The following is a 22,918-nucleotide window of genomic DNA, read 5'->3' as shown; positions in this document are numbered from 1 at the left end:
CTGCTGCGCGGTCGGGGCAGCCTCAACGAACAGGCTGACGGGGATTGCGGATTCAGCCTTACAGGTCGTACTGCCGACCCGCTCCGGGTGCCTGGTCCTCCAGGTCCTCCCGGGCCTCCACGTCCTCCAGGTACGGGTCGTGCAGGCCGTCCGCGGCCTCCTGGGTCTCCAGGAGGTCCAGCCTGAGGTCCTGGGCCCAGGCCAGCGCCCACCGCTTCAGCGCGTCGACCTCCCCGCCGGGCAGGCCCCGGGCCCGGAACCGCCCGTCGGCGGCCTCGGCCAGGGTCTCCAGCCGGTCGGCGAGCGCGGTGGGCTGGAACTCGGCGTCCAGTCCGGTGGCCAGCGCGAGCAGCGCGCCCTCCCGGTAGCAGGCGGTGAGGGCGTGCACGTCGATGAGGTCCCGGGGCAGGGCCCGGTCGACGAGCAGCGCGGTGGTGAGGGCGGCGGCGTCCTCCAGCGCGACCGTGTCCACCACGAGCGGGCTGCCGGTCGCACGGTCGGGCTCAGGACCACCCGGGTCAGGACCACCCGGATCAGGACCACCCGGATCGGGGTCGCCGGGCTCAGGGCCGCCGAGGGCGAGGCGGACCGGACGGTGGCCCAGTGGTTCCTTGCGCAGTTCGACGGTGTGCGCCCGCCCGCCCAGGGCGAGCCGGACGGAGAGCTGCTCCAACCGGGGCGTCCCCGGACGCTCCGCGACCACGCCGCCCACCGTCCGGTAGGCCCGCGCCAGCTCCGCGGCGGCCCGGGGCAGGTCGGCGGTCCCGGTGGCCACCAGGGTGATCCCGTCCTGGTCGCAGGCCGGGACACCGTGGGCGCGCAGGGCGTGCCCACCGGCGAGGGCGAGGCCGTGCCGCTCGCACACGGGCCGGGCCAGGTCGGCCAGGCGCAGCTGGGCCGGGCCCGGGTGGAGGGCGGGGTCGACGGCGTCCGGGGTTGTGGTCACCCCTCCAGTCTGGCGCGCCGCCCCCTCCGGCGCGCCCGGCCGGAAGGACAGCGGACCGGCCCGGACGGCAGCAGCCCGGCCCGGAGAACAGCGGCCCGGCCGGAAGGGCCGAAGGCCCGCCGGGCCGCTCCGGTCACCAGTCGCCGAGCCCGACCGCCGCCTCGTGCAGGGCGAGTTCCAGGAGCACGGGGTCGTTGAGCCGTCCGGACCCGTCGGGTGGGACGAGCCAGCGCACGCCCCGGCCCCGCCGCTCGGGGTGGGGGACGACGATCCAGGTGCCCTCCCCGGCGCAGCGCACGCCGGTGCCGATCCAGCGGGCGGCGGTGCCGACGGGCACCAGGAAGCCGATGTACTCCTCGCCGAAGTTAGCCAGGACCGGTCCGCAGGAGCCGGTGCTGAGGAGTTCGACGACCGGGCGGCCGAGCCGGCCGGGTACCGAGAGGACGTCCCAGTGCCGGCCGGCCGGGAGCAGGACCAGGCCGAGGCCGGAGCGTTCCCACTGGGCCCGGAAGGCCTGCGGGTCCGGTGCGGCCTGGGCCAGCCAGTCGAGTGCCGTGGTCTCCATGTGCTGTCCCCGCTCTGCGCGTCGTGTGTTCGATGGCGCGGCGGGGCGTGCAGAGACCCGCCGTCACCATCGAGAGGCGAACGGCGGGTCTCTCTTACACGGGTCGGGTGCACGGGTCGGGTACGCGGATCAGAGCGGCGGTTCGGGCACACGGGTCCGTCGACGGCTCCGGCCCGGATCCGCGCGGGTCCTCTCCGCGCCCCGGTCGGCCCCGGTCAGCTCCGATCAGCTGTCGAAGCCGAGCCCCAGCTTGTCCAGGGTGCGCAGCCACAGGTTGCGCTCCCCGCCGGTGCGGTCGGCGCGCTCCAGCGAGCGGGTGGTGATCCCGATGCCGGCCCAGCGGACGGGCTCGGGCGGGAAGGGCAGCGGCTTGCGCCGGACCATCTCCAGTTCGGTGCGCTCGGTGCGCTCGCCCGCGAGCAGGTCGAGCATGACCTCGGCGCCGAACCGGGTGGCGCCGACGCCGAGGCCGGTGTAGCCGGCGGCGTAGGCGACCCGGCCCCGGTAGGCGGTGTCGAAGAACGCGGAGAACCTCGTGCAGGTGTCGATCGCGCCGCCCCACGCGTTGGTGAAGCGGACGCCCTCCAGCTGCGGGAAGCAGGTGAAGAAGTTCCGGGCGAGGGTGCGGAAGGTCTCCGGCCGCTGGTCGTACTCGTGCCGGACGTGCCCGCCGAACCGGTAGACCGCGTCGTACCCGCCCCAGAGGATCCGGTTGTCCGCGGAGAGCCGGAAGTAGTGGAACTTGTTGGCGCTGTCGCTGAGGCCCTGGCGGCCCTTCCAGCCGATGGCGGCCAGCTGCTCGTCGCTGAGCGGCTCGGTCATCAGCGCGTAGTCGTACACCGGGACGATGTACGGACGGACGCGCTTGACCAGGGAGGGGAAGGCGTTGGTGCCGAGCGCGACCTTGCCGGCGAAGATCCGGCCGTAGGGGGTGCGGACGGCCATGCCGGCGCCGTGCTCGCGCAGGGCCTCGGCCGGGGTGTGCTCGAAGATCCGCACGCCCAGACCGAGGCAGGCCTGCTTGAGGCCCCAGGCCAGCTTGGCGGGGTGGACCATGGCCACGCCCTCCTTGTCCCAGATCCCGCCGAGGAAGGTCGGCGAGTCGACCTGGGCGCGCAGCTCGTCGCGGTCGAGCACGGTGACGTCGAGGCCGTACTGGGCGACGGCCTCGGCGACCTCGTGCAGCTCGTCGAGCTGGTGCGGCTGGGTGGCGATGTCGATCTCACCGGTGCGCTCCCACTCGGCGTCGATGCCGTAGCGGGTGAGGGTGGCCTCGATGCCGTCGAGGTTGTCGGCGCCGAGGCGCTCCAGCCGGCCGAGCTCGGCGGGCCAGCGCTGCAGGCCGTTGCCGAAGCCGTGGGTCAGGCTGGCCGCGCAGAATCCGCCGTTGCGCCCGGACGCCGCCCAGCCCACTTCCTGGCCCTCGACCAGGACGACGTCCAGGGAGGGGTCGCGCTCCTTGGCGACGAGGGCGGTCCAGAGGCCGGAGTAGCCGCCGCCGACGACCAGGAGGTCGCAGTGGGCGTCGCCGACCAGCGCGGGCTGCGCCGTCGGCCGACCCGGGTCCTCGAGCCAGAAGGGGGTGGGCCTGGCGTCACTGAGCGCGCGGGCGGAATCCATGCATTATCAGCCACTTTCTGCACATTGATGGTGATGATCGGCCGCCTTCCGACGGTACGCCGGGAAGGCGGCCGGGGTGGTCAGGCGGTGGCCTTCCGGCGGTTCCCGAGCCACTGCCCGCCGACGGTGAGGCCGACGGCGGCGATGAACATCGCGGTGCCGATGACGTTCACCTGGACCGGGATGCCGCGCTGCGAGGCGCCCCAGACGAACATCGGGAAGGTGACCGTGGTCGGGCCCGAGTTGAACTGGGTGATGATGAAGTCGTCGAAGGAGAGCGCGAAGCTGAGCAGCGCGCCGGCCGCGATGCCGGGGGCGGCGAGGGGCAGGGTGACCCGCAGGAAGGTCTGGACCGGGGTGGCGTAGAGGTCCTGGGCGGCCTGTTCGAGCCTCGGGTCCATGCTCATCACGCGCGCCTTGACCGCCGTCACCACGAAGCTCAGGCAGAACATGATGTGCGCGATGAGGATGGTGGTGAAGCCGAACGGGATGCGCATGTTGAGGAAGAGCGTGCCGAGCGAGGCGGCCATGACCACCTCGGGCATGGCCATCGGCAGGAAGATCATCGCGGTGGTGGCGGAGCGGCCGCGGAAGCGGTAGCGGGCCAGCGCGAAGGCCACCATGGTGCCGAGCACGGTGGCGCCGACGGTGGCGAGCACCGCGACCTGGAGGCTCAGCGAGAGCGACTGGCACATGTCGGCGACGCCGCAGGGGTCGGTCCAGGCGTCGGTGGAGAACTCGTTCCACTCGTAGTTGAACTTGCCGACCGGCTTGTTGAACGAGAAGGCGAGGACCACCAGGTTGGGCAGCACCAGGTAGGCGAGGGCCAGCAGGCCCGCCAGCACCACCAGGTGAGCGCGGATCCACATGAAGAATCGGGACATCAGACCAGTTCCTCCGTCCCGGCCTTGCGCATGTAGACCGTCACCATGCCCAGGATCAGGGCCATCAGGATGAAGCTGAGCGCGGCGGCCGTGGGGTAGTCGAGCACGTTCAGGAACTGCTTCTGGATGCCGTTGCCGACCATCTGCTCGCTCGGCGAGCCCAGCAGCTGGGCGTTGATGTAGTCGCCGGAGGCGGGGATGAAGGTGAGCAGGGTGCCCGCGACCACACCGGGGAGCGAGATCGGGAAGGTGACCTTGCGGAAGGTGGTGAACGGGCGGGCGTAGAGGTCCCCGGCGGCCTCGTGCAGGCGCGGGTCGATCCGCTCCAGCGAGGTGTACAGCGGCAGGATCATGAACGGCAGGAAGTTGTAGGTGAGACCGCAGACCACGGCGAGCGGGGTGGCCAGCACGCGGTCGCCGGAGGTGAGGCCGATCGCGCTGGTGACGTCCAGGACGTGCAGGGTGTTGAGCACGCCGACCACCGGGCCGCCGTCCGAGAGGATGGTCTTCCAGGCCAGCGTGCGGATCAGGAAGCTGGTGAAGAACGGCGCGATGACCAGGATCAGCAGCACGCTGCGCCAGCGCCTGCTCGCCTTGAAGGCGATCGTGTAGGCGAGCGGGTAGCCGATGGCGAGGCAGAACAGGGTCGCGGTGGCGGCGTAGCCGAACGAGCGGACGAAGTGCCACTTGTACTCGACCAGGGCGTCCCAGTACGTGGCGAGGTGCCAGGTGACGCGGAAGCCCTCCTCCAGGGAGCCGGTCTGCAGCGAGGTGGAGCCCTGGTAGAGCATCGGCACCGCGAAGAAGACGACCAGCCAGGCGACGCCGGGCAGCAGCAGCCAGTACGGGGTGAGCCGGCGCTTCGCCTTCGGGGCGGGCGCCGGGGCGGCGCCGTCGTCGGGGGGTACGGCCTGCGGCGGTGCCGCCGGGGTGGTGGTGGTCATGCCGCCGCCTCCCCGGTGCCCGCGTCGATCGCCTGCGCGGCGTCGAGGGCGAAGGAGTGGGCCGGGTTCCAGTGCAGGACGACCGGGGCGCCGGGGACGACCCGGGCGTCGCGCTCCATGTTCTGCTCGAAGACGGTGACCTCCTGGCCGCCGTCGGTGCGGACCAGGTACTGGGTGGAGACGCCGATGAAGCTGGAGTCGACGACGGTGCCGGCCAGCCGGTTGCGGCCCTCGGCGACCTCGGCGGAGCCGTGCTCGATGGTGATCTTCTCCGGGCGGACGCCGAGGTGGACCCGCTTGGCCTCGGTGGCGCAGCGGGCCCGGGGCACGGTGAGCCGGGCGCCGGCGGCGGTGAGCAGCAGGTCCTCGCCGGCGCCGCCGGTGACGTCGGCGGGCAGCAGGTTGGACTGGCCGAGGAAGTTGGCCACGAAGGTGGTGGCGGGGTTCTCGTAGAGGTCGGCGGGCGCGCCGAGCTGCTCGACCCGGCCGCCGTTCATCACCGCGATGGTGTCGGCCATGGTCATGGCCTCCTCCTGGTCGTGGGTGACGTGCACGAAGGTGATGCCGACCTCGGTCTGGATCCGCTTGAGCTCCAGCTGCATCTGGCGGCGGAGCTTGAGGTCGAGGGCGCCGAGCGGCTCGTCGAGGAGCAGCACCTGCGGGTGGTTGATGAGCGCGCGGGCGACGGCGACGCGCTGCTGCTGGCCACCGGAGAGCTGGTGCGGCTTGCGCCGGGCGTACTGGCCGAGCTCGACGAGTTCGAGCATGTCCTCGACCTGCTTCTTGACGTCCTTGCGGCCGCGCCGGCGCAGGCCGAAGGCGACGTTCTCGAAGATGTCGAGGTGCGGGAAGAGCGCGTAGCTCTGGAAGACGGTGTTCACCGGACGCTTGTACGGGGGCAGGAGGGTGACGTCCTGGCCGCCTATGAGCACGGTGCCGCTGGTGGGCTCCTCCAGGCCGGCGATCATCCGCAGGGTGGTGGTCTTGCCGCAGCCGGAGGCGCCGAGCAGGGCGAAGAAGGAGCCCTGGGGGACGGTGAGGTCCAGCGGGTGGACGGCGGTGAAGGAGCCGTAGGTCTTGCCGATGCCGGTGAGCCGGACGTCGCCGCCGACGGCCGCGGGGCTCTGCTGCTCTGTCATGGATGGTGTCTCTCTGGGTTCGCTGCCGTCAGTGGGGGTCAGGCGCCGATGAGCTTGGAGAACTTCTCCTCGAAGTCGCTCTCCTCGGTCTCGGTGAGGGTCCGGAAGACGTGCGCCTTGGCCGCCATCTCGGGGGTGGGGACGACCAGCGGGTTGGCCGCGCTGTCCGGGGCGATGGAGGCCAGTTCCTCCTTCACCCCGGTGACGGCGGAGACGAAGCCGATGCCCGCGGTCAGCTGCGCCGCGATCTTCGGCTGGTAGTAGAAGTCGATCAACTTCTCGGCGTTCGTCTTGTGCTGCGCCCTGGCCGGGACCAGCAGGTTGTCGGTGCTGGTCACGAAGCCCTTCTCGGGGATGACGAACTCGATGTCCGGGTTGTCGGCCCGCAGCTGGATCAGGTCGCCGCCCCAGGCGACGCAGGCGGCGATGTCGCCGGAGGAGAGTTCCTGGCCGTAGTCGTTGCCGGTGAAGCGGCGGATCTGCTTGTTGTCGACCGCCTTCTGCAGCCGGGCGACCGCGGCGGCGTAGTCGTCGGCGGTGAACTTCGCCGGGTCCTTGCCCATGTCCAGCAGGGTGATGCCGATGCTGTCGCGCATCTCGGAGAGGAAGGTCACCCGGCCCTTGAGGTCGGGGTCCTCCAGCAGCTGGGCGACACTGGCGACCTCCTTGCCCTTGGTGGCCTTGCGGTTGTAGGCGATGACCACCTGGATGCCGGCCCACGGGTAGCTGTAGAGCCGGCCCGGGTCCCAGTCGGGGGCCCGGAAGCGGGACTCGACGTTGGTGATGGCGGTGGTGACGTTGGCCGGGTCGAGCTTCTGCGCCCAGCCGAGGCGGATCAGCCGGGCGGCCATCCAGTCGGTGAGCACCATCAGGTCGCGGCCGGTGTCCTGGCCGGCGGCGAGCTGCGGCTTGACCTTGCCGAAGAACTCGACGTTGTCGTTGACGTCCTCGGTGTACCTGACCTTGACGCCGGTGGCGGCGGTGAAGGCCTCCAGGGTGCCGTGCTTCTCCTTGTCGTTCTCGTCGGTGTCGACGTAGAGCGGCCAGTTGGAGAAGTTCACCTCCTTCTCGCTGTCCGAGAGGTCCTTGGCGGCGTTCGCGGTGGAGTCGCCCGTCCCGCCGGTGTTCCCGGCGGGCGGGATGCCGCAGGCGGCGAGTCCGGCCGCGCCGGCGGTGAGGGCGGCGGCGCGCAGCACGGCGCGCCGGCCGAGGGCGGCCCGGCCACTGGTCAGACTGCGTTCCCAGGCCTTGCGGACCGGTTCCGACAGTCCGTCGGTGAGCTCGTTGAACGCCATGGGGCGGGCCTCCTGGGGGGCGAAGGGGGGTGTGGGGGCACCCCGGTCCGGGTTATCTGTCTCCGAAGACGGTGCGGTGCCAGTCCTTGCGGGCGACCGCGGTGGTGTCGAACATGACGTGCTTGACCTGGGTGTACTCGTCCAGCGAGTACTGCGACATGTCCTTGCCGTAGCCGGAGGACTTGTAGCCGCCGTGCGGCATCTCGCTGATGATCGGGATGTGGTCGTTGACCCAGACGCAGCCGGCCGCCAGCTCGCGGGTGGCCCGCAGGGAGCGGTGGACGTTGCCCGTCCAGGCGGAGGCGGCCAGGCCGTAGGGGGTGTCGTTGGCCAGCCGCAGGCCCTCGTCGTCGCTGTCGAAGGGCAGGACCACCAGCACCGGGCCGAAGATCTCGCCCTGGACGACCTCGCTGTCCTGGGCGGCGCCGGTGATCAGGGTGGGGCGGTAGTAGGCGCCGCGGGTGAGGTCGGTGCCGTCGTGGCCCTTCGCGGGGGCGGCGCCGCCGGTGACCACGGTCGCGTAGCCCCGGGCGCGCTCGACGAAGCCGGCCACCCGGTCGCGGTGGGTGAAGGAGACCAGCGGGCCGAGGTCGGTGCGCGGGTCCAGCGGGTCGCCCAGCCGGATGCCCTCGTACAGCTCGGCCACGCCGGCCACGAAGGCGTCGTAGAGCGGGCGCTGGACGTAGGCGCGGGTGGCGGCGGTGCAGTCCTGGCCGCTGTTGATCAGGGAGGCGGCGACGGCGCCGTGCACCGCGGCGTCGAGGTCGGCGTCGTCGAAGACCACGAACGGGGCCTTGCCGCCGAGCTCCAGGTGGGTTCGCTTGACGGTCGCGGTGGCGAGTTCGGCGACCCGCCGGCCGACCGGGGTGGAGCCGGTGAAGGAGACCATCGCGACGTCCGGGTGCGACACCAGGTGCTCGCCCGCGACCCGGCCCGCGCCGGTGACGACGTTGACCACACCGTCCGGGATGCCGGCCAGGGTGCAGGCCCGGGCGAACATCAGCGAGGTCAGCGGGGTCAGCTCGGCCGGCTTGAGGACGATGGTGTTGCCGGCCGCGATCGCCGGGAGGACCTTCCAGGCGGCCATCTGGAGCGGGTAGTTCCACGGCGAGATCGAGCCGACCACGCCGATCGCCTCGCGCCGCACGTAGGAGGTGTGGTCGCCGGAGTACTCGCCGGCGGCCTTGCCCTCCAGGTTGCGGGCGGCCCCGGCGAAGAAGGCCGTGTTGTCGATGGTGCCGGGGACGTCGAACTCGGTGGAGAGCTTGATCGGCTTGCCGGTCTGGGCGGTCTCCACCCGGGCGAGGTCGGCGGCCGCGTCGGTGAGGACGGCGGCCAGCCGGGTGAGCGCCTCGGAGCGGGCGCCGGGGGTGGCGCCGGCCCACTCCGGCAGCGCGGCCCGGGCGGCGGCCACGGCCTCGTCAACCTGTCCGGTGGAGGCCAGGGAGATCTCCTGGACGACGCTGCCGTCGGCCGGGTTGACGACCTGGAAGGCGTCACCGCTCCCCCGGCCCTGCCGGCCCGCGATGTACTGCGCGCCCGCGCCGAAGTCGGTCAGGTCCATCTGGTTCCTCCAGGTTGCGGTGGTGCGACCGGCCGGACGACGGTCCCGGGCCGTCCCACCGGCGCCGCCGTGGGGGGCGGGCGAGGGGCGGACAGGGCGTGGCCGGCAGGCCGGTCGTCGCGCTCGTGGCGCCGGGTTCCGGCCACCGGGCCGGATCCGTCACGGTCGACCCGCTGACCATGCCTGCTGGCGCCGGGGCGTGACAAGGACCACTGCGACAACCTCGACGGAAAGCGCCTTACAAGGTGCAAGGCTTCGGGCAGGGCAACAGGTCGTCGCCGCGATAGATGATTTCCTTGACACTCTGAACCCTGGAGGCCCCGCGATGCTCCCCACCGTCGCCCATGTGCTCGATCTGGAGGTGATGCGCCGCGGCCTCCCCCAGGTGGTGGCCGGAGCCGATCACCTGGAACGCCCGGTCCGCTGGGTCCACGTCAGCGAGCTGCCCGACGTCGCCGGCATGCTGCAGGGCGGCGAGCTGGTGCTGAGCACCGGCATCGCCCTGCCCGAGGACCGCGAGGGCCTGGCGAGGTACGTGCGCGAGCTCGCCGACATCGGCGTGGCCGGACTGGTCATCGAGTACGGCCGGCGCTACTTCGACAGCCTGCCGCGCGCCCTGGTGCACGCCGCCGAGCAGCGCGGGCTGCCGCTGATCGCGCTCCGCCGCGAACTGCGCTTCGTCTCCGTCACCGAGGCCGTGCACGCCCTGGTGGTCAACGCCCAGCTGGAGCAGCTGCGCACCTCCGAGGCGATCCACCAGGTGTTCAACGAACTGGTCGTGGAGGGCGCCGAACCGGCCGAGGTGGTCCGCCAGGTGTCCCGGATAGCGGGAGCCCCGGTCGTCCTGGAGAACCTCGCCCACCAGGTGCTCACCCACGAGTCCGCCGGCCGGTCCGAGGCCGAGCTGCTGGAGGACTGGGAGCGCCGCTCGCGCGGGGTCCGCCCGCCCGGGCGCACCGGGTACGACCCGCGCAGCGGCTGGCTGGTCACCGCGGTGGGCGCCCGCGGCCAGGACTGGGGGCGGCTGGTGCTGATGCAGGAGCCCGGTCCGCAGCCGGAGGGCGGCCCGCACCCGAACACCATGCTGCTGGAGCGCGGCGCCTCCGCCCTGGCCCTCAACCGGCTGGTGGTCCGCGACCGGGAGAGCCTGGAGCGGCAGACCCACCGCACCCTGCTCTCCGGGATCCTCACCCATGCGCTGACCGTCTCCGAGGTGGCCCTGCGGGCCCAGGCGCTCGGTGTCCCGCTGGAGGGCCGGCGGCTGGTCGGCGCGGTGCTGCGGCAGCGGCGCGGACCGATCCCGGCCGCGCTGGAGGCGCAGGCCCGGCTGCGCGACTTCACCGAACTCGCGGCGAGCGCCGTCCGCGCCTGCCGGCTGTCCGCCCTGGTCGGGGCCCTGGACGACGAGGGCGTCGGCGTGCTGATCACGCTCGGCCCGCAGCAGGACGAGCACGCGGCGCTGGACGCCTTCGCCGCGGCGCTGCGCCGACTGGCGGCCGAGGCGGCCCGGGACGCCGCCGCGCCGGAGCCGGTGGTCGCGGTCGGCTCCTCGGTCGGCTCGGTCCGGGACGCCCGGCGCACCCTGCTGGAGGCCACCCAGGTCGCCGACGCGGCGCTGCACGACGCGCCCGGCGGCCGGAACGCGTCCTACTACCGGCTGCCCGACGTGCGGCTGCGCGGACTGCTGCACCTGCTGCGGGACGACGCCCGGCTGCAGACCTACGTCGAACGGGAGCTGGGGCCGCTGCTCGCCTTCGACGCCGAGCACAACGGCCAGCTGGTGCAGATGCTGCGGATCTACCTGGAGCAGGGCCGCAACAAGTCCGCGGCGGCGGACGCGGCGCACCTGTCCCGGCCGTCCTTCTACGACCGGCTGCACAAGGTCGAGCGGATCCTCGGGGTCGACCTCGACCAGGTCGAGTCCTGCCTCTCGCTGCACGTCGCCCTGCTCGCGCTGGACGCCGTCCGCCGCTGACCCGGTCTCCGCCCCGGCACCCCGACGCGGGGGCGGCGGGGGCGGAGACGCCGGGGGACAGTGCTAGACGCCGGTGATCCGGGTCCAGACCTTGTGCAGGCCGGGCCGCTCGGCCGAGCCGACGTCGCGCATGGTGTGCAGCCGGGCCCGCATCTCCTCGGTCGGGAAGAGCAGCGGGTGCTCCGCCAGCTCCGCCTTCTCCCGGTCCCCGCTCGCCGCCAGCACCTCGCGGGCGTCCGGAACCGGGCAGATGTACTGCACCGCCGCCGCCAGCTCGGCGGCCACCTCGGGCTGGTAGTAGTGGTCGATCAGCAGCTCGGCGTTGCGCTTGTGCCCGGCCCGGTTGGGGATCAGCAGGCTCTCCGCCCACAGCTCGCCGCCCTCCTCCGGCACCACGAACTCGATGTCCGGGTTCTCGGCGGTGAGCTGGACGGCGTCGCCGGAGTACGCCTGGCAGGCCAGCGCCGCGCCGGAGGCCAGGTCGCTGGTGTAGTCGTTGCCGGTGAACCGGCGCACGTGCCGGCTGTCGACCATCCGCTGCACCAGGTCCATCGCCTGCCGGGCCTGGTCCTCGGTGAAGGCCGAGATGTCGGCGCCCTGGGCGAGCATCAGCAGGCCGAGCGCCTCGTCCAGCCCGGCGAACAGGGTGACCCGGCCCTTCAGGTCGGGCGCCCAGAGGTCGGCCACGGACCTGATCTCCCGGCCGAGCTCCTTGCGGTTGTAGGCGATGCCGGTGATCCCGGACTGCCAGGGCACGCTGCGCCGGCGGCCGGGGTCGAAGGCCGGGTCGGCGAGCTGCGGGTCCAGCTGGGCCGTGACATTGGGCAGGTTGGCCCGGTCCATGGCCTGCACCCAGCCGAGCGAGACGTACCGGCCGGCCATCCAGTCGCTGACCACCATCAGGTCGCGGCCCGGGTCGGTGCCCTGGGTCAGCACCGGGCCCATCTTGCCGAAGAACTCGTCGTTGTCGTTGATGTCCTCGGTGTAGGTGACCCTGATGCCGGTCCGCTCGGTGAAGGCGTCCAGGGTCGGGCGCCCGCCGTCGTCGTCGACGTCGATGTACTGGGTCCAGTTGGAGAAGCCCAGCCGCTTCTCGCTCTCCGAGCGGTCGGGGGCGGAGCGGCGGTCCTCGTCCACGTAGGCGGACTGGATGCCGCAGCCGGTCAGGGCGGCGGCGCCGAACAGTCCGGCGCCGGCGCCGAGCACCCGGCGGCGGGACGGACGGCGGCGGGTCGGACGGAGGAGGCCGCTCGGGCGGCGGGCCGGGGTGGTGCTGGGCATGGTGGAGCCTCCGGAGCGGGAGACGGCCCCGGACGCGTGGGCGCCCGGGGCCGTCCTGTCGGCCTGTCGGTCTGTCGGTCTGTCGGTGGGAGTCAGACGGTGTGCGCGTCGGCCAGCGACAGCACCTCGTCGAGGACGGCGAGACCGGCCTTCGCCTCCTCCTCCGTCACCGTGCACGGCGGAACGACGTGGAAGCGGTTCATGTTGACGAACGGCCAGAGCCCGCGCTGCTTGCACGCGGCGGCCAGCTCGGCGATCGGCGCGTTGGCGGCGCCGGCCGCGTTGTACGGCACCAGCGGCTCGCGGGTGGCGCGGTCCTTCACCAGGTCGAGCGCCCAGAAGACGCCGAGCCCGCGCACCTCGCCGATGGACGGGTGCCGCTGCGCCAGTTCGCGCAGGCCGGGGCCGAGCACGGTCTCGCCGATGTGCTTGGCGTTCTCGACGATGCCCTCCTCCGCCATGGTGTTGATGGTGGCGACGGCCGAGGCGCAGGCCAGCGGGTGGCCGGAGTAGGTGAGCCCGCCGGGGAACGGCCGCTCCGCGAAGGTGGCGGCGATCTCCGCGCTGATCGCCACGCCGCCGAGCGGGACGTAGCCCGAGTTGACGCCCTTGGCGAAGGTCAGCAGGTCCGGGGTGACGCCCCAGTGGTCGGCGGCGAACCACTCGCCGGTGCGGCCGAAGCCGGCCATCACCTCGTCGAGGATGAAGACGATGCCGTAGCGGTCGCAGATCTCCCGGACGCCGGCCAGGTAGCCGGGCGGCGGGATCAGGATGCCGGCGGTGCCGACCACGGTCTCCAGGATCACGGCCGCGACGGTGCCGGGGCCCTCGAAGGCGATGACCTGCTCCAGGTGGGCCAGCGCGCGCTCGCACTCCTGCGCCTCGTTCTCGGCGTGGAAGTTGGTGCGGTAGGCGTACGGGCCCCAGAAGTGCACGATGCCGGAGACACCGGTCTCGCTGGCCCAGCGGCGCGGGTCGCCGGTGAGGGCGATCGCGTTGGCGGTGGCGCCGTGGTACGAGCGGTAGGTGGAGAGCACCTTCTGCCGGCCGGTGTGCAGCCGGGCCATCCGGATGGCGTTCTCGTTGGCCTCGGCGCCGCCGTTGGTGAAGAAGATCTTGTCCAGGTCGCCGGGGGTGCGCTCGGCGATCAGCCGGGCGGCCTCGCTGCGCGACTCCACCGCGAAGCCGGGGGCGATGGTGCAGAGCTTCGCCGCCTGCTCCTGGATGGCCGCGACCACCTTCGGGTGCTGGTGCCCGATGTTGGTGTTGACCAGCTGGGAGGAGAAGTCCAGGTAGCGGTTTCCGTCGTAGTCCCAGAAGTACGAGCCCTCGGCGCCGGCCACCGCGAGGGGGTCGATCAGCGCCTGGGCGGACCACGAGTGGAAGACGTGCGCGCGGTCTGCGGCCTTGACGGACTGGCCGGCGGCCGAGTCTGCGGTGGGGATGCTCATGCGGCAAGGCTAGGGACTCGCCGCGGCGAAGTGGAGAGCCATCCTGTCAGCCGGTCGCCGCAACGGCCGACAGGGTGCAAAGGGACAGGGCCCGGGTCACGGGGACCCGGGCCCATGGTCGGATCACACGATCGTCGTCCGGTCGGACCGTGTTCCGGTGGCGGCGCTCGCTCAGATGGCGGTCATCACGTGCTTGACGCGGGTGTAGTCCTCGAAGCCGTAGGAGGAGAGGTCCTTGCCGTAGCCGGACTTCTTGAAGCCACCGTGCGGCATCTCGGCGACCAGCGGGATGTGGGTGTTGATCCAGACGCAGCCGAAGTCCAGGCGGCGGGACATCCGCATGGCGCGGGCGTGGTCCTTGGTCCACACCGAGGAGGCGAGCGCGAACTCGACGCCGTTGGCGTAGTCGACGGCCTGCTCCTCGTCGGAGAACTTCTGCACGGTGATGACCGGGCCGAAGACCTCGTTCTGGATGATCTCGTCGTCCTGGTTCAGGCCGGAGACGACGGTCGGGGCGTAGAAGTAGCCCTTGTCGCCGACCCGGTGGCCGCCGGCCTCGACCTTGGCGTGCGCGGGCAGGCGCTCGACGAAGCCGGAGACCTGCTTCAGCTGGTTGGCGTTGTTCAGCGGGCCGTAGAGCACGTCCTCGTCGTCCACGCCACCGGTCTTGGTCTCGGCGGCGGCCTTGGCCAGCGCCTCGACGAAGGCGTCGTGGATCGACTCGTGCACCAGCACGCGGGTGGCGGCGGTACAGTCCTGGCCCGCGTTGAAGAAGCCCGCCACCGAGATGCCCTCGACGGCCTCGGCGATGTCGGCGTCCTCGAAGACCACGACCGGGGCCTTGCCGCCCAGCTCCAGGTGGACGCGCTTGACGTCCTTGGAGGCCGACTCGGCGACCTGGATGCCGGCGCGCACCGAGCCGGTGATGGAGGCCATCGCCGGGGTCCGGTGCTCGACCATCAGACGGCCGGTCTCACGGTCGCCGCAGATCACGTTGAAGACGCCGGCCGGGAGCTCCAGGTCCTTGAGGATGCCGCCGATGATGTCGGCCAGCAGCACGGTGGAGGCCGGGGTGGTGTCGGAGGGCTTCAGCACCACGGTGTTGCCGGCGGCGATGGCCGGGGCGAACTTCCAGACGGCCATCATCATCGGGTAGTTCCACGGCGCCACCTGGGCGCAGACGCCTACCGGCTCGCGGCGGACGATCGAGGTCATGCCGTCCATGTACTCACCGGCGGACTTGCCCTCCAGCAGGCGGGCGGCACCGGCGAAGAAGCGGATCTGGTCCACCATCGGACCGATCTCCTCCGAGAGGGTGAGCCCCCGCGGCTTGCCGGTGTTGCGGACCTCGGCGTCGACGATCTCGTCGGCGCGGGCCTCGACCGCGTCCGCGATCTTCAGCAGCAGCTTCTGCCGGGTGCTCGGGGTGGAGTCCCGCCAGGCCGGGAACGCCGCGGCCGCGGCGTCCATGGCGGCGTCGACGTCGGAGGCGCCGGACAGCGGGGACGTCGCGTAGACCTCGCCGGTCGTCGGGTCGACGATGTCCAGCGTGCGGCCGTCGGCCGCATCGACGAACTCACCGTTGATGTAGTTGCGCAGCGTGCGAAGGTCGCTCACGGATGTCTCCTCGGTCTCGGCCTGCGGCATTGCAGAATCCGGCGCCATGGTACGTCGGCCGCCGGGGCCGGCGGCGGGCGCCGAGTGGCCGCGCCGGTCGTGCCGCGGTCCACTGGTTGGCGGAATGCGCGCGGCCCAGCGGAGCCGCGCGCGTACCGTAGCCAGGGTAGCGGTACGACTGCCGTTATCGACAGGCCGACCGCGCATCGACGATGAAATCCGCATGCGTTTTCCAAGATCTCAACGAAATCAGCAGCAGTCGCGCTTGCGAACAGGAGACCGATCGGGCACAGTTGCGGCGTGGCCAACCGCGACCGGAACGCCAGCGTTCCCCTCGACGCCGCCTCCAAGGCGATCATCGAGCAGCTCCAGGAGGACGGGCGCCGCCCGTACGCCGCCATCGGCAAGGCCGTGGGCCTGTCCGAGGCGGCCGTGCGCCAGCGCGTCCAGAAGCTGCTCGACCAGGGCGTGATGCAGATCGTCGCCGTCACGGACCCGCTCACCGTCGGCTTCACCCGCCAGGCGATGGTCGGAATCCGGGTCGAAGGCGACATCGATCCCGTCGCCGACGCACTGGCCGCCCTCGACGAGGTCGACTACGTCGTCTGCACCGCCGGCTCGTTCGACCTCCTGGCCGAACTGGTCTGCGAGGACGACGAGCACCTGCTCGAAATGATCAACAAGCGCATCCGCGCGCTTCCCGGCGTGCGGAGCACCGAGAGCTTCGTTTACCTGAAGCTCCGGAAACAGACCTACACCTGGGGCACCCGATGACAGCCGACCCGGCGCAGAAGGACCTTTCCAAGACCGCCTACGACCACCTGTGGATGCACTTCACCCGCATGTCGTCGTACGAGAACTCCCCCGTGCCGACGATCGTCAAGGGCGAGGGCACCTACGTCTGGGACGACAAGGGACGCAAGTACCTCGACGGCCTCGCCGGCCTGTTCGTCGTCCAGGCCGGCCACGGCCGTGAGGAGCTCGCCGAGGCCGCCGCCAAGCAGGCCAAGGAGCTCGCCTTCTTCCCGGTGTGGAGCTACGCCCACCCGAAGGCCGTCGAGCTGGCCGAGCGCCTGGCCAACTACGCCCCGGGCGACCTGAACAAGGTCTTCTTCTCCACCGGTGGCGGCGAGGCCGTCGAGACCGCCTGGAAGCTCGCCAAGCAGTACTTCAAGCTGACCGGCAAGCCGACCAAGTACAAGGTCATCTCGCGGGCCGTCGCCTACCACGGCACCCCGCAGGGCGCCCTGTCCATCACCGGCCTGCCGGGCCTGAAGGCCCCGTTCGAGCCGCTGGTGCCGGGCACCCACAAGGCCCCGAACACCAACATCTACCGCGCCCCGGCCTTCCTGGCCGGCCCCGACGGCACGGTCGACCCCGAGGCGTACGGCCGCTGGTGCGCCGACGAGATCGAGGTCGCGATCCTCAACGAGGGCGCCGAGACCGTCGCCGCCGTCTTCGTCGAGCCGGTGCAGAACGCCGGCGGCTGCTTCCCGCCGCCGCCCGGGTACTTCCAGCGCCTGCGCGAGATCTGCGACCGCCACGACGTGCTGCTGGTCTCGGACGAGGTCATCTGCGCCTTCGGCCGCCTCGGCACCATGTTCGGCGCCGACAAGTTCGGCTACCAGCCCGACATGATCACCTGCGCCAAGGGCATGACCTCGGGCTACTCCCCGATCGGCGCCACGATCATCTCGGACCGCCTCGCCGAGCCGTTCTACAAGGGTGACAACACCTTCCTGCACGGCTACACCTTCGGCGGCCACCCGGTCTCCTCCGCGGTGGCGCTGGCCAACCTCGACATCTTCGAGCGCGAGGGCCTGAACCAGCACGTCCTCGACAACGAGTCGAAGTTCCTGGGCACCCTGGACAAGCTGCGCGACCTGCCGATCGTCGGCGACGTCCGCGGCAACGGGTACTTCTACGGCATCGAGCTCGTGAAGGACAAGGTCACCAAGGAGTCGTTCAACGACGACGAGGTCGAGCGCGTGCTCTACGGCTTCCTGTCGAAGGCGCTCTTCGAGAACGGCCTGTACTGCCGCGCCGACGACCGTGGCGACCCGGTCATCCAGCTGGCGCCGCCGCTGATCTCCGACCAGTCGACCTTCGACGAGATCGAGCAGATCCTGCGGACCAGCCTCACCGACGCGTGGGCGAAGATCTGACCTCTCGGACTTTCCTTCCCACCCTCCGTCACAGGGCGGTCCCGCTTCGGCGGGGCCGCCCTGCGGCGTTCCCGGCGTTCCCGATGCCCCCGACATCGCCCCGGCACCGCCCCGAATGCCGCCCCCGACGGCGGTTCCCGGCCGTTCCGCCATCGGCCCGTCGATCAAACACGCCTGATTACGGGTGATTTGCCCCGGATGGGCCAGTGTGCCGCAACCGCGCCCAGGCCCGATCGTTCTAATCTGACGACTGTCATATCCCTGCGGCCACCCAGGATGGAACCTCATGTCAGCGGCCCCTCCTGACAACGACGTGCTGTGGGCCCGGGGGATCGTCAAGTCCCACCAGGGCACACCCGCGCTGCGCGGCATCTCGCTCGGGGTCCGGGAGGGCGAGGTCCTCGCCGTCACCGGCCCGCGCGGCTCCGGCAAGAGCACCCTGCTCGGCTGCCTCTCCGCCCTGCTCCCGGTCGACGAGGGCGAGGTCTGGTTCAACAGCTCCCCGGTGCACACCCTCGGCCGGGCCGGCCGCGAACGGCTGCGCCGCGACCGCTTCGGCTTCGTCGGCTCCGAACCACACCTGGTGCCCGAACTGACCGCCCGGGAGAACGTCGCCCTGCCCCTGCTACTGGCCGGCGCCGGCGGCAAGGCCGCCTACACGGCCGCCGACGAGTGGCTGGAACGCCTGGACATCGGCGACCTCGCCAAGCTCCGACCGGAACGCCTGGTCCAGGGCCAGCGCCAGCGGATCGCCGTCGCCCGCGCCCTCGCACCGCTCCCGCCGATCGTCTTCGCCGACGACCCCACCGCCCCGCTGCACCGCGAGACCGCCGAACAGGTCCTGCGGATACTGACCAGCGCGGCCCGCTCCCACCAGCTCACCCTCGTGCTGGCCACCCACGACCCCGAGCTCGTCCGGTACGCGGACCGCGCCGTCGCCCTCCTCGACGGCCGCCTGGCCGGCCCCGCCACGCCCGTGCCGCGCGGCATCGCCGCCCCCGGCACCGCCGGGGCCACCGCCGTCCCGGCCGCCGGCCGCTGAAAGAGTCGACGCCGTGTTCTATCTCCGCCTGGCCCGGGGCTACCGGGTCCTCGACCTCGGCCGGTGGCTGCTGACCGCCCTGGCCGGCGCGGTCGTCGCCGCCTTCCTGCTGCGCGCCCTCGGCCGGGCGATGAGCGGCCCCGCCGACGGCCACGACGCGCTCGTCCGGCTGCTCTGGTGCCTGCCCCCGCTGGCCTCGGTCGCCTGGTTCTCGGCCGTCGCCGCCCGTGCCGTACCCGCCCGGCGGGCCGACCGGATCACCGGGCTCACCACGGCCGGCGCCGGGGCCGGCCGGATCCGCGCGCTGATCGCCGGCGAGGTCGCGCTCGCCTGCGGGGCCGGCGCCGGACTCACCCTGCTGCTCTTCCTGGTCCTGCGCAACGACATCGCCGGACCGACCCTCGCCGACGAACTGGGCATGGGCGTCGCCCTGCCCGCCGCCGCACCGGTCACCCTGCTCGCCCTCGTGCCGCTCACCGCCGGACTCGCCGCCGCCGGAGCCGTCCGGCCCGCCGAGACCCTGCCCGGCCGCTCCGCCGCCGAACCGACCGGCTCCGGCCCGTGGCGGCTCGCCCTGCCGATCGGCCTCGCCGTCATCGGCCTCGCCCTGGAACTGATCGCGCTGCGCCCCGGCGCCGCCGCCGACGGCCGCCCGATCCACCTGCCGGCCGGACTCGGCAGCACCAGCACCGCCGCACTGGGCGGCTGGATCGCCTCCGCGATCGGCCTCGCCCTGCTCACCGGCCCGCTGCTCGGCTGGGCCGGCCGGCTGCTGGCGCTCGGGCGGCCCACCCCGCTGCGACTGCTCGCCGGCCGGGGCCTCACCGCCCAGTCCGGCCGGCTCGGGGCACCGCTGGCCGTCCTCACCCTGGCGCTCGCGGTGGTGCTCACCACCATCCGCTACTGGCTGGGCGAGCCCGGCAGCGCCGATGTGCTGCCCGCCATCGAGGCCGGGCTGGTGCTCGGCTGCGCGGCCGGGGCGGTGGTGGCCCGGCTGGCCGAGCTGCGCACCGCCCGCCGGGGTGTCGCCGACGCGCTGCTGCGGCTCGGGGCGGCGCCCCGGCTGCTGTTCGGCGCCGTCGTGCTGCGGACCCTGATGACCGGCACGGTCCTGCTGGTCACCGGTGGGGCGACCGCGGCCCTGGCCGCCGCCGGACTGCGCTGAGCCCGACCCCGCTGCGCAAGGGGATCGGGCTCAGTACGGGTGGGCCGGGTCGGCGTCCGGTCCGGCGCTGAGGTGCTCAGGCGCTGAGGCGCTGAGGTGCTCAGACGCTGAGGTGCTCAGGCGCTGAGGTGCTCAGCCCGCCGCCGCGAGCTGGCCGCAGGCGCCGTCGATCTCCTGGCCCCGGGTGTCGCGGACGGTCGTCGGCACACCGTGCGACTGCAGCCGCCGGACGAACTCCCGCTCGTCCTCGGGGCGCGAGGCCGTCCACTTGGAGCCCGGGGTGGGGTTCAGCGGGATCAGGTTGACGTGCACCCGGTGGTTCTTGATCAGCCGGCCGAGCAGGTCCGCCCGCCACGCCTGGTCGTTGATGTCCTTGATCAGCGCGTACTCGATGGAGATCCGGCGGCCGGACTTCTCGGCGTAGTTCCACGCCGCGTCCAGTACCTCGGCGACCTTCCAGCGGGTGTTGACCGGCACCAGCTCGTCCCGCAGCTCGTCGTCCGGAGCGTGCAGCGACAGTGCCAGACGGCAGCTGAGCCCCTCGTCGGCGAACCGGTACATCGCCGGGACCAGGCCGACGGTCGAGACCGTGATGCCGCGCTGGGACAGGCCGAAGCCGTCCGGCGCCGGATCGGTCAGCCGGCGGATCGAGGCCAGCACCCGCTTGTAGTTGGCCAGCGGCTCGCCCATGCCCATGAACACCACATTGGACAGCCGGGCCTCGCCACCGGGGATCTCCCCGCTCCGGAGCGAGCGCATCCCGGCGGCGATCTGCTCGACGATCTCGGCCGTCGACAGGTTGCGGGTCAGCCCGGCCTGGCCGGTGGCGCAGAACGGGCAGTTCATGCCGCAGCCCGCCTGGGAGCTGATGCACATGGTGACCCGGTCCGGGTAGCGCATCAGCACCGACTCGACGAGCGTGCCGTCGAACAGCTTCCAGAGCGTCTTGCGGGTGGTGTCGTCGTCGCAGGACACGTGCCGCAGCACGGACATCAGCTCCGGCATCAGGCTGTCGGTCAGCTTCTCCCGGCTGGCGGCGGGGATGTCCGTCCAGCTCGCCGGGTCGTTCGACATCCGGCCGAAGTAGTGGTTGGAGAGCTGCTTCGCGCGGAACGGCTGCTCGCCCAGCTCGGCGACGGCCTCCTTGCGCTCGGCGGGGCTCAGGTCGGCGAGGTGTCGCGGGGGCTTGGCGCCACGCGGCGCGACAAAGGTGAGTTCTCCGGGCTTAGGCATGGTCCAACCAGTGTCGCAGACCGCGCAGGGTGACCCAGGCCGCACAAGGGCGGAGGGATTCAGCGGTGGCCGTCATTTGTCACTGTCGGCCGTCCCCGGACGGCCCACAGACGGCCCGAGCTGTCGCCCGACTCCCGACCTACATCAGCGAATGGATCTCGTCCGCAGCCTCTTGGGCCAGGACTGAACCGCGATAGGGCGACTGAATCAGCATCGCGTGGAACCGGTCGAGGCGCTTACCGATCCATGAGATCTTGCGTCCCTCCGGAAGGTCCAGGATGGGCCTGATCGCAGCCATTCCGCCGTCGAGTTCGCCGAGCTGGAGGCGAGCGGTCCCCAGGTAGACGTGCGCGAGCGCCTCGTCGTCGAGGGAGCGCGCCTCGGGGGGCTCCCCCTCCCACATCCTGATCGCCATGCTCGCCTCGCGCTGGGCCCGCTCGGCGTTCTCGCGCCCGGTCAACCAGATGAGGCTGCTGCCCGCGTAGTAGTGCTGCTTGGCCTGTGTGAACTCGAACAACCCGGGAACGGAGTCCAGCGTTCGCGCCTGCTCCCGTGCCTCTTGGGCCGCGTTCAGGGCCTTGTTGGCTTCCGCAGCGTCCCCAAGGTTCGCCATGCACTGCGCCAGGCCGCAAAGAATCCGGGGCCTGGAGGTTCCCTGCGTCGCGTACTGCTCCGCGTCCCGAATGAACGCGAGGGCCTGGTCGTAGTCGCCCTGGAAGCGCGAGATGAGGCTCTGCGTGCCACGGGTCCAGGCCCTCAGCTCGTTGTCGCCCACCCGATCGGCGCACTGCCAGGCAGCCCGCGCATGAGCAAGCGCAGCCGCCGGGCTCCCCAGGTCGAGCGCTGCGTATGCAAGCACTCCCGACAACTGCCCCACGGCCAGGAGAAGGTCCTTCTCATCCTCCGCCCGCATGCCGCCGTTCTTGAGCCTGTCGACCAAACTCGTCCGGACCTGGGTCGTACGGGCCAGCATCGGCGCCGGCGGAGTCCCGAGGTAGTCGATGGCAAGCTCTCTCACCGACTGGCTGACAAACCCGGAGTCGGGTCGGCTGCCGCAGAGTGCGTCGAGCGCGTTCGACTCCCTTACGGACGTCGCCAGCAACCGGCGCGTACGTTCAGCCTCACGCTCTTCCTCCTCGGCGAGTACCCAGGCAGCAAGTAGGGCGCCGCGCGCTTGGAGTGCTGTGTCTGCGAGTTCTGCGAACGGCCGGGTGGGGAACTTGCTGCCGTTCTCGATGTTGCCGATGTACCCACGGCTGAAGTGAATGAGCTGGGCAAGGTCAGCCAGAGACTTACCGCGGCTTGCACGCAGCTCCACCAGGAGCCGACTGAAGGTGGTCCTCATGGGACCGATCGTTCCTGCTTGAAGGCCCACCGTCTCCACTCCCCCTGTCGCCTGGTTCGTCGGTGCCCACGTGGGAGACAGCTAACCCGGTGTACCGGTCGAACATGCGTCACATCCTTAACTCAAGACGGAAGTTAGGAATGTGGGGGACATGGGACTTTCCACGGCGGAACTCGATGTGGTGTCGGCGCGCCTGGCCGCGCTGCACGAAGGGCTAGGCAGTCTGGCCAGGCGCGCGGAAAGCCTCAGCGCCCGCGTTGAAGGGCTTCAACGGTCTCTTCAAGCGTGCGCATCCGGTTGTCGAGCCGACCAAGCTCAGCAATCACCGTGTCGATGCCGCGCATGATCTCGGCGTACCCCGGGGACTGCTCCGCGCCCTCACTCACCTCTCCGGGAGTCGCACTCACGAAGATCCCTCGGCCGTGCTGGGTGATCACCAGACCTTCCTCCCGGAGGAGACGGACGGCGCTCTGCACGGTCATGACTGCCGCCTTGTACTGAGCGGCCAAGTCCTTCGCCGTCGGAAGGCGAGCCCCCGGGGCGTATGTGCCATCAAGGATCTGGCGGCGCAGATCGGCTGCAATCACGACGTAGGGGGGCTGTGACTCGCTTCGCTTCATCTCCATGGCACAAGCCTAGCTGTACTAGCTGACCCAGATCACGAGAGCTTGCGTCAGCTCTTGCATC

General features: G+C 71.7%; 19 protein-coding genes. 5 read left to right on the top strand and 14 right to left on the bottom strand.

From position 1 onward, the window contains the following. Positions 1 to 58 precede the first annotated feature (58 nt). From OG715_RS28040 to OG715_RS28005, 8 genes are all read right to left on the bottom strand, one after another. Positions 59 to 946, bottom strand: a complete 888-nt coding sequence (locus tag OG715_RS28040) for a hypothetical protein (RefSeq protein ID WP_266274475.1) — start codon at positions 944 to 946, stop codon at positions 59 to 61. Between the two features lie 133 nt (positions 947 to 1,079). Further along, positions 1,080 to 1,511 carry a hypothetical protein gene (locus tag OG715_RS28035; RefSeq protein ID WP_266274476.1) on the bottom strand — a complete coding sequence of 144 codons (432 nt, stop codon included), beginning with the start codon at positions 1,509 to 1,511 and terminating at the stop codon, positions 1,080 to 1,082. A gap of 225 nt (positions 1,512 to 1,736) precedes the next feature. Continuing rightward, positions 1,737 to 3,131: an NAD(P)/FAD-dependent oxidoreductase gene (locus tag OG715_RS28030; RefSeq protein WP_266274477.1), complete on the bottom strand. Its 1,395-nt coding sequence runs from the start codon at positions 3,129 to 3,131 to the stop codon at positions 1,737 to 1,739. An 80-nt stretch (positions 3,132 to 3,211) separates the two neighbouring features. Then, positions 3,212 to 4,015: an ABC transporter permease gene (locus OG715_RS28025; protein WP_266274478.1), complete on the bottom strand. Its 804-nt coding sequence runs from the start codon at positions 4,013 to 4,015 to the stop codon at positions 3,212 to 3,214. Then, positions 4,015 to 4,959 carry an ABC transporter permease gene (locus tag OG715_RS28020; RefSeq protein ID WP_266274479.1) on the bottom strand — a complete coding sequence of 315 codons (945 nt, stop codon included), beginning with the start codon at positions 4,957 to 4,959 and terminating at the stop codon, positions 4,015 to 4,017. The genes OG715_RS28025 and OG715_RS28020 overlap by 1 nt, the downstream gene beginning before the upstream one ends. Beyond that, complete coding sequence (locus tag OG715_RS28015; RefSeq protein WP_266274480.1) at positions 4,956 to 6,098, bottom strand: ABC transporter ATP-binding protein; 1,143 nt, start codon at positions 6,096 to 6,098, stop codon at positions 4,956 to 4,958. Before OG715_RS28015 ends, OG715_RS28020 begins: the two co-directional genes overlap by 4 nt. A gap of 38 nt (positions 6,099 to 6,136) precedes the next feature. Beyond that, the gene (locus OG715_RS28010; RefSeq protein ID WP_266274481.1) at positions 6,137 to 7,393 is read right to left on the bottom strand and encodes a polyamine ABC transporter substrate-binding protein; all 1,257 of its coding nucleotides are present in this window, start codon (positions 7,391 to 7,393) and stop codon (positions 6,137 to 6,139) included. Positions 7,394 to 7,445: 52 nt separating this feature from the next. After that, on the bottom strand, positions 7,446 to 8,957 hold the full coding sequence (locus tag OG715_RS28005) for a gamma-aminobutyraldehyde dehydrogenase (protein ID WP_266274482.1): 1,512 nt from the start codon (positions 8,955 to 8,957) through the stop codon (positions 7,446 to 7,448). A 325-nt stretch (positions 8,958 to 9,282) separates the two neighbouring features. Here OG715_RS28005 and OG715_RS28000 point away from each other — a divergent pair, with 325 nt between their 5' ends. Continuing rightward, a complete protein-coding gene (locus tag OG715_RS28000; protein ID WP_266274483.1) occupies positions 9,283 to 10,932 on the top strand; it encodes a PucR family transcriptional regulator in 1,650 nt (549 codons plus the stop codon). 63 nt (positions 10,933 to 10,995) lie between these two features. Here the strand turns inward: OG715_RS28000 and OG715_RS27995 are convergent, their stop codons facing one another. The 3 genes from OG715_RS27995 to OG715_RS27985 all read right to left on the bottom strand — a co-directional run bounded on the left by OG715_RS27995 (position 10,996) and on the right by OG715_RS27985 (position 15,311). Further along, positions 10,996 to 12,213, bottom strand: a complete 1,218-nt coding sequence (locus OG715_RS27995) for a polyamine ABC transporter substrate-binding protein (RefSeq protein ID WP_266274484.1) — start codon at positions 12,211 to 12,213, stop codon at positions 10,996 to 10,998. Positions 12,214 to 12,305: 92 nt separating this feature from the next. After that, positions 12,306 to 13,664 (bottom strand): aspartate aminotransferase family protein, encoded by a 1,359-nt coding sequence (locus OG715_RS27990; RefSeq protein WP_266274485.1) that lies wholly within the window; start codon positions 13,662 to 13,664, stop codon positions 12,306 to 12,308. A 171-nt stretch (positions 13,665 to 13,835) separates the two neighbouring features. Next, positions 13,836 to 15,311, bottom strand: coding sequence for a gamma-aminobutyraldehyde dehydrogenase (locus OG715_RS27985; RefSeq protein ID WP_266274486.1), 1,476 nt, complete (start codon positions 15,309 to 15,311; stop codon positions 13,836 to 13,838). 270 nt (positions 15,312 to 15,581) lie between these two features. Here OG715_RS27985 and OG715_RS27980 point away from each other — a divergent pair, with 270 nt between their 5' ends. From OG715_RS27980 to OG715_RS27965, 4 genes are all read left to right on the top strand, one after another. After that, complete coding sequence (locus OG715_RS27980) at positions 15,582 to 16,055, top strand: Lrp/AsnC family transcriptional regulator (protein WP_030396761.1); 474 nt, start codon at positions 15,582 to 15,584, stop codon at positions 16,053 to 16,055. Next, complete coding sequence (locus tag OG715_RS27975; RefSeq protein ID WP_266274487.1) at positions 16,052 to 17,446, top strand: aspartate aminotransferase family protein; 1,395 nt, start codon at positions 16,052 to 16,054, stop codon at positions 17,444 to 17,446. Before OG715_RS27980 ends, OG715_RS27975 begins: the two co-directional genes overlap by 4 nt. Positions 17,447 to 17,732: 286 nt before the next feature. Next, positions 17,733 to 18,488, top strand: coding sequence for an ABC transporter ATP-binding protein (locus OG715_RS27970; protein WP_266274488.1), 756 nt, complete (start codon positions 17,733 to 17,735; stop codon positions 18,486 to 18,488). 13 nt (positions 18,489 to 18,501) lie between these two features. Then, positions 18,502 to 19,653 (top strand): hypothetical protein, encoded by a 1,152-nt coding sequence (locus tag OG715_RS27965; RefSeq protein ID WP_266274489.1) that lies wholly within the window; start codon positions 18,502 to 18,504, stop codon positions 19,651 to 19,653. A gap of 132 nt (positions 19,654 to 19,785) precedes the next feature. Here the strand turns inward: OG715_RS27965 and rlmN are convergent, their stop codons facing one another. The 3 genes from rlmN to OG715_RS27950 form a co-directional block, all read right to left on the bottom strand. Then, complete coding sequence (rlmN, locus tag OG715_RS27960; protein WP_266274490.1) at positions 19,786 to 20,886, bottom strand: 23S rRNA (adenine(2503)-C(2))-methyltransferase RlmN; 1,101 nt, start codon at positions 20,884 to 20,886, stop codon at positions 19,786 to 19,788. Positions 20,887 to 21,025: 139 nt separating this feature from the next. Further along, positions 21,026 to 22,231 carry a helix-turn-helix domain-containing protein gene (locus OG715_RS27955; protein ID WP_266274491.1) on the bottom strand — a complete coding sequence of 402 codons (1,206 nt, stop codon included), beginning with the start codon at positions 22,229 to 22,231 and terminating at the stop codon, positions 21,026 to 21,028. A gap of 245 nt (positions 22,232 to 22,476) precedes the next feature. Next, a complete protein-coding gene (locus tag OG715_RS27950) occupies positions 22,477 to 22,857 on the bottom strand; it encodes a GntR family transcriptional regulator (protein WP_266274492.1) in 381 nt (126 codons plus the stop codon). Positions 22,858 to 22,918: the final 61 nt, after the last annotated feature.

The sequence above is a fragment of the Kitasatospora purpeofusca genome, from assembly GCF_036010405.1.
GTDB lineage: Bacteria > Actinomycetota > Actinomycetes > Streptomycetales > Streptomycetaceae > Kitasatospora > Kitasatospora purpeofusca.
Note: the sequence above shows the minus strand (reverse complement) of the source record. Positions and strands in the feature narration are given on the sequence as shown.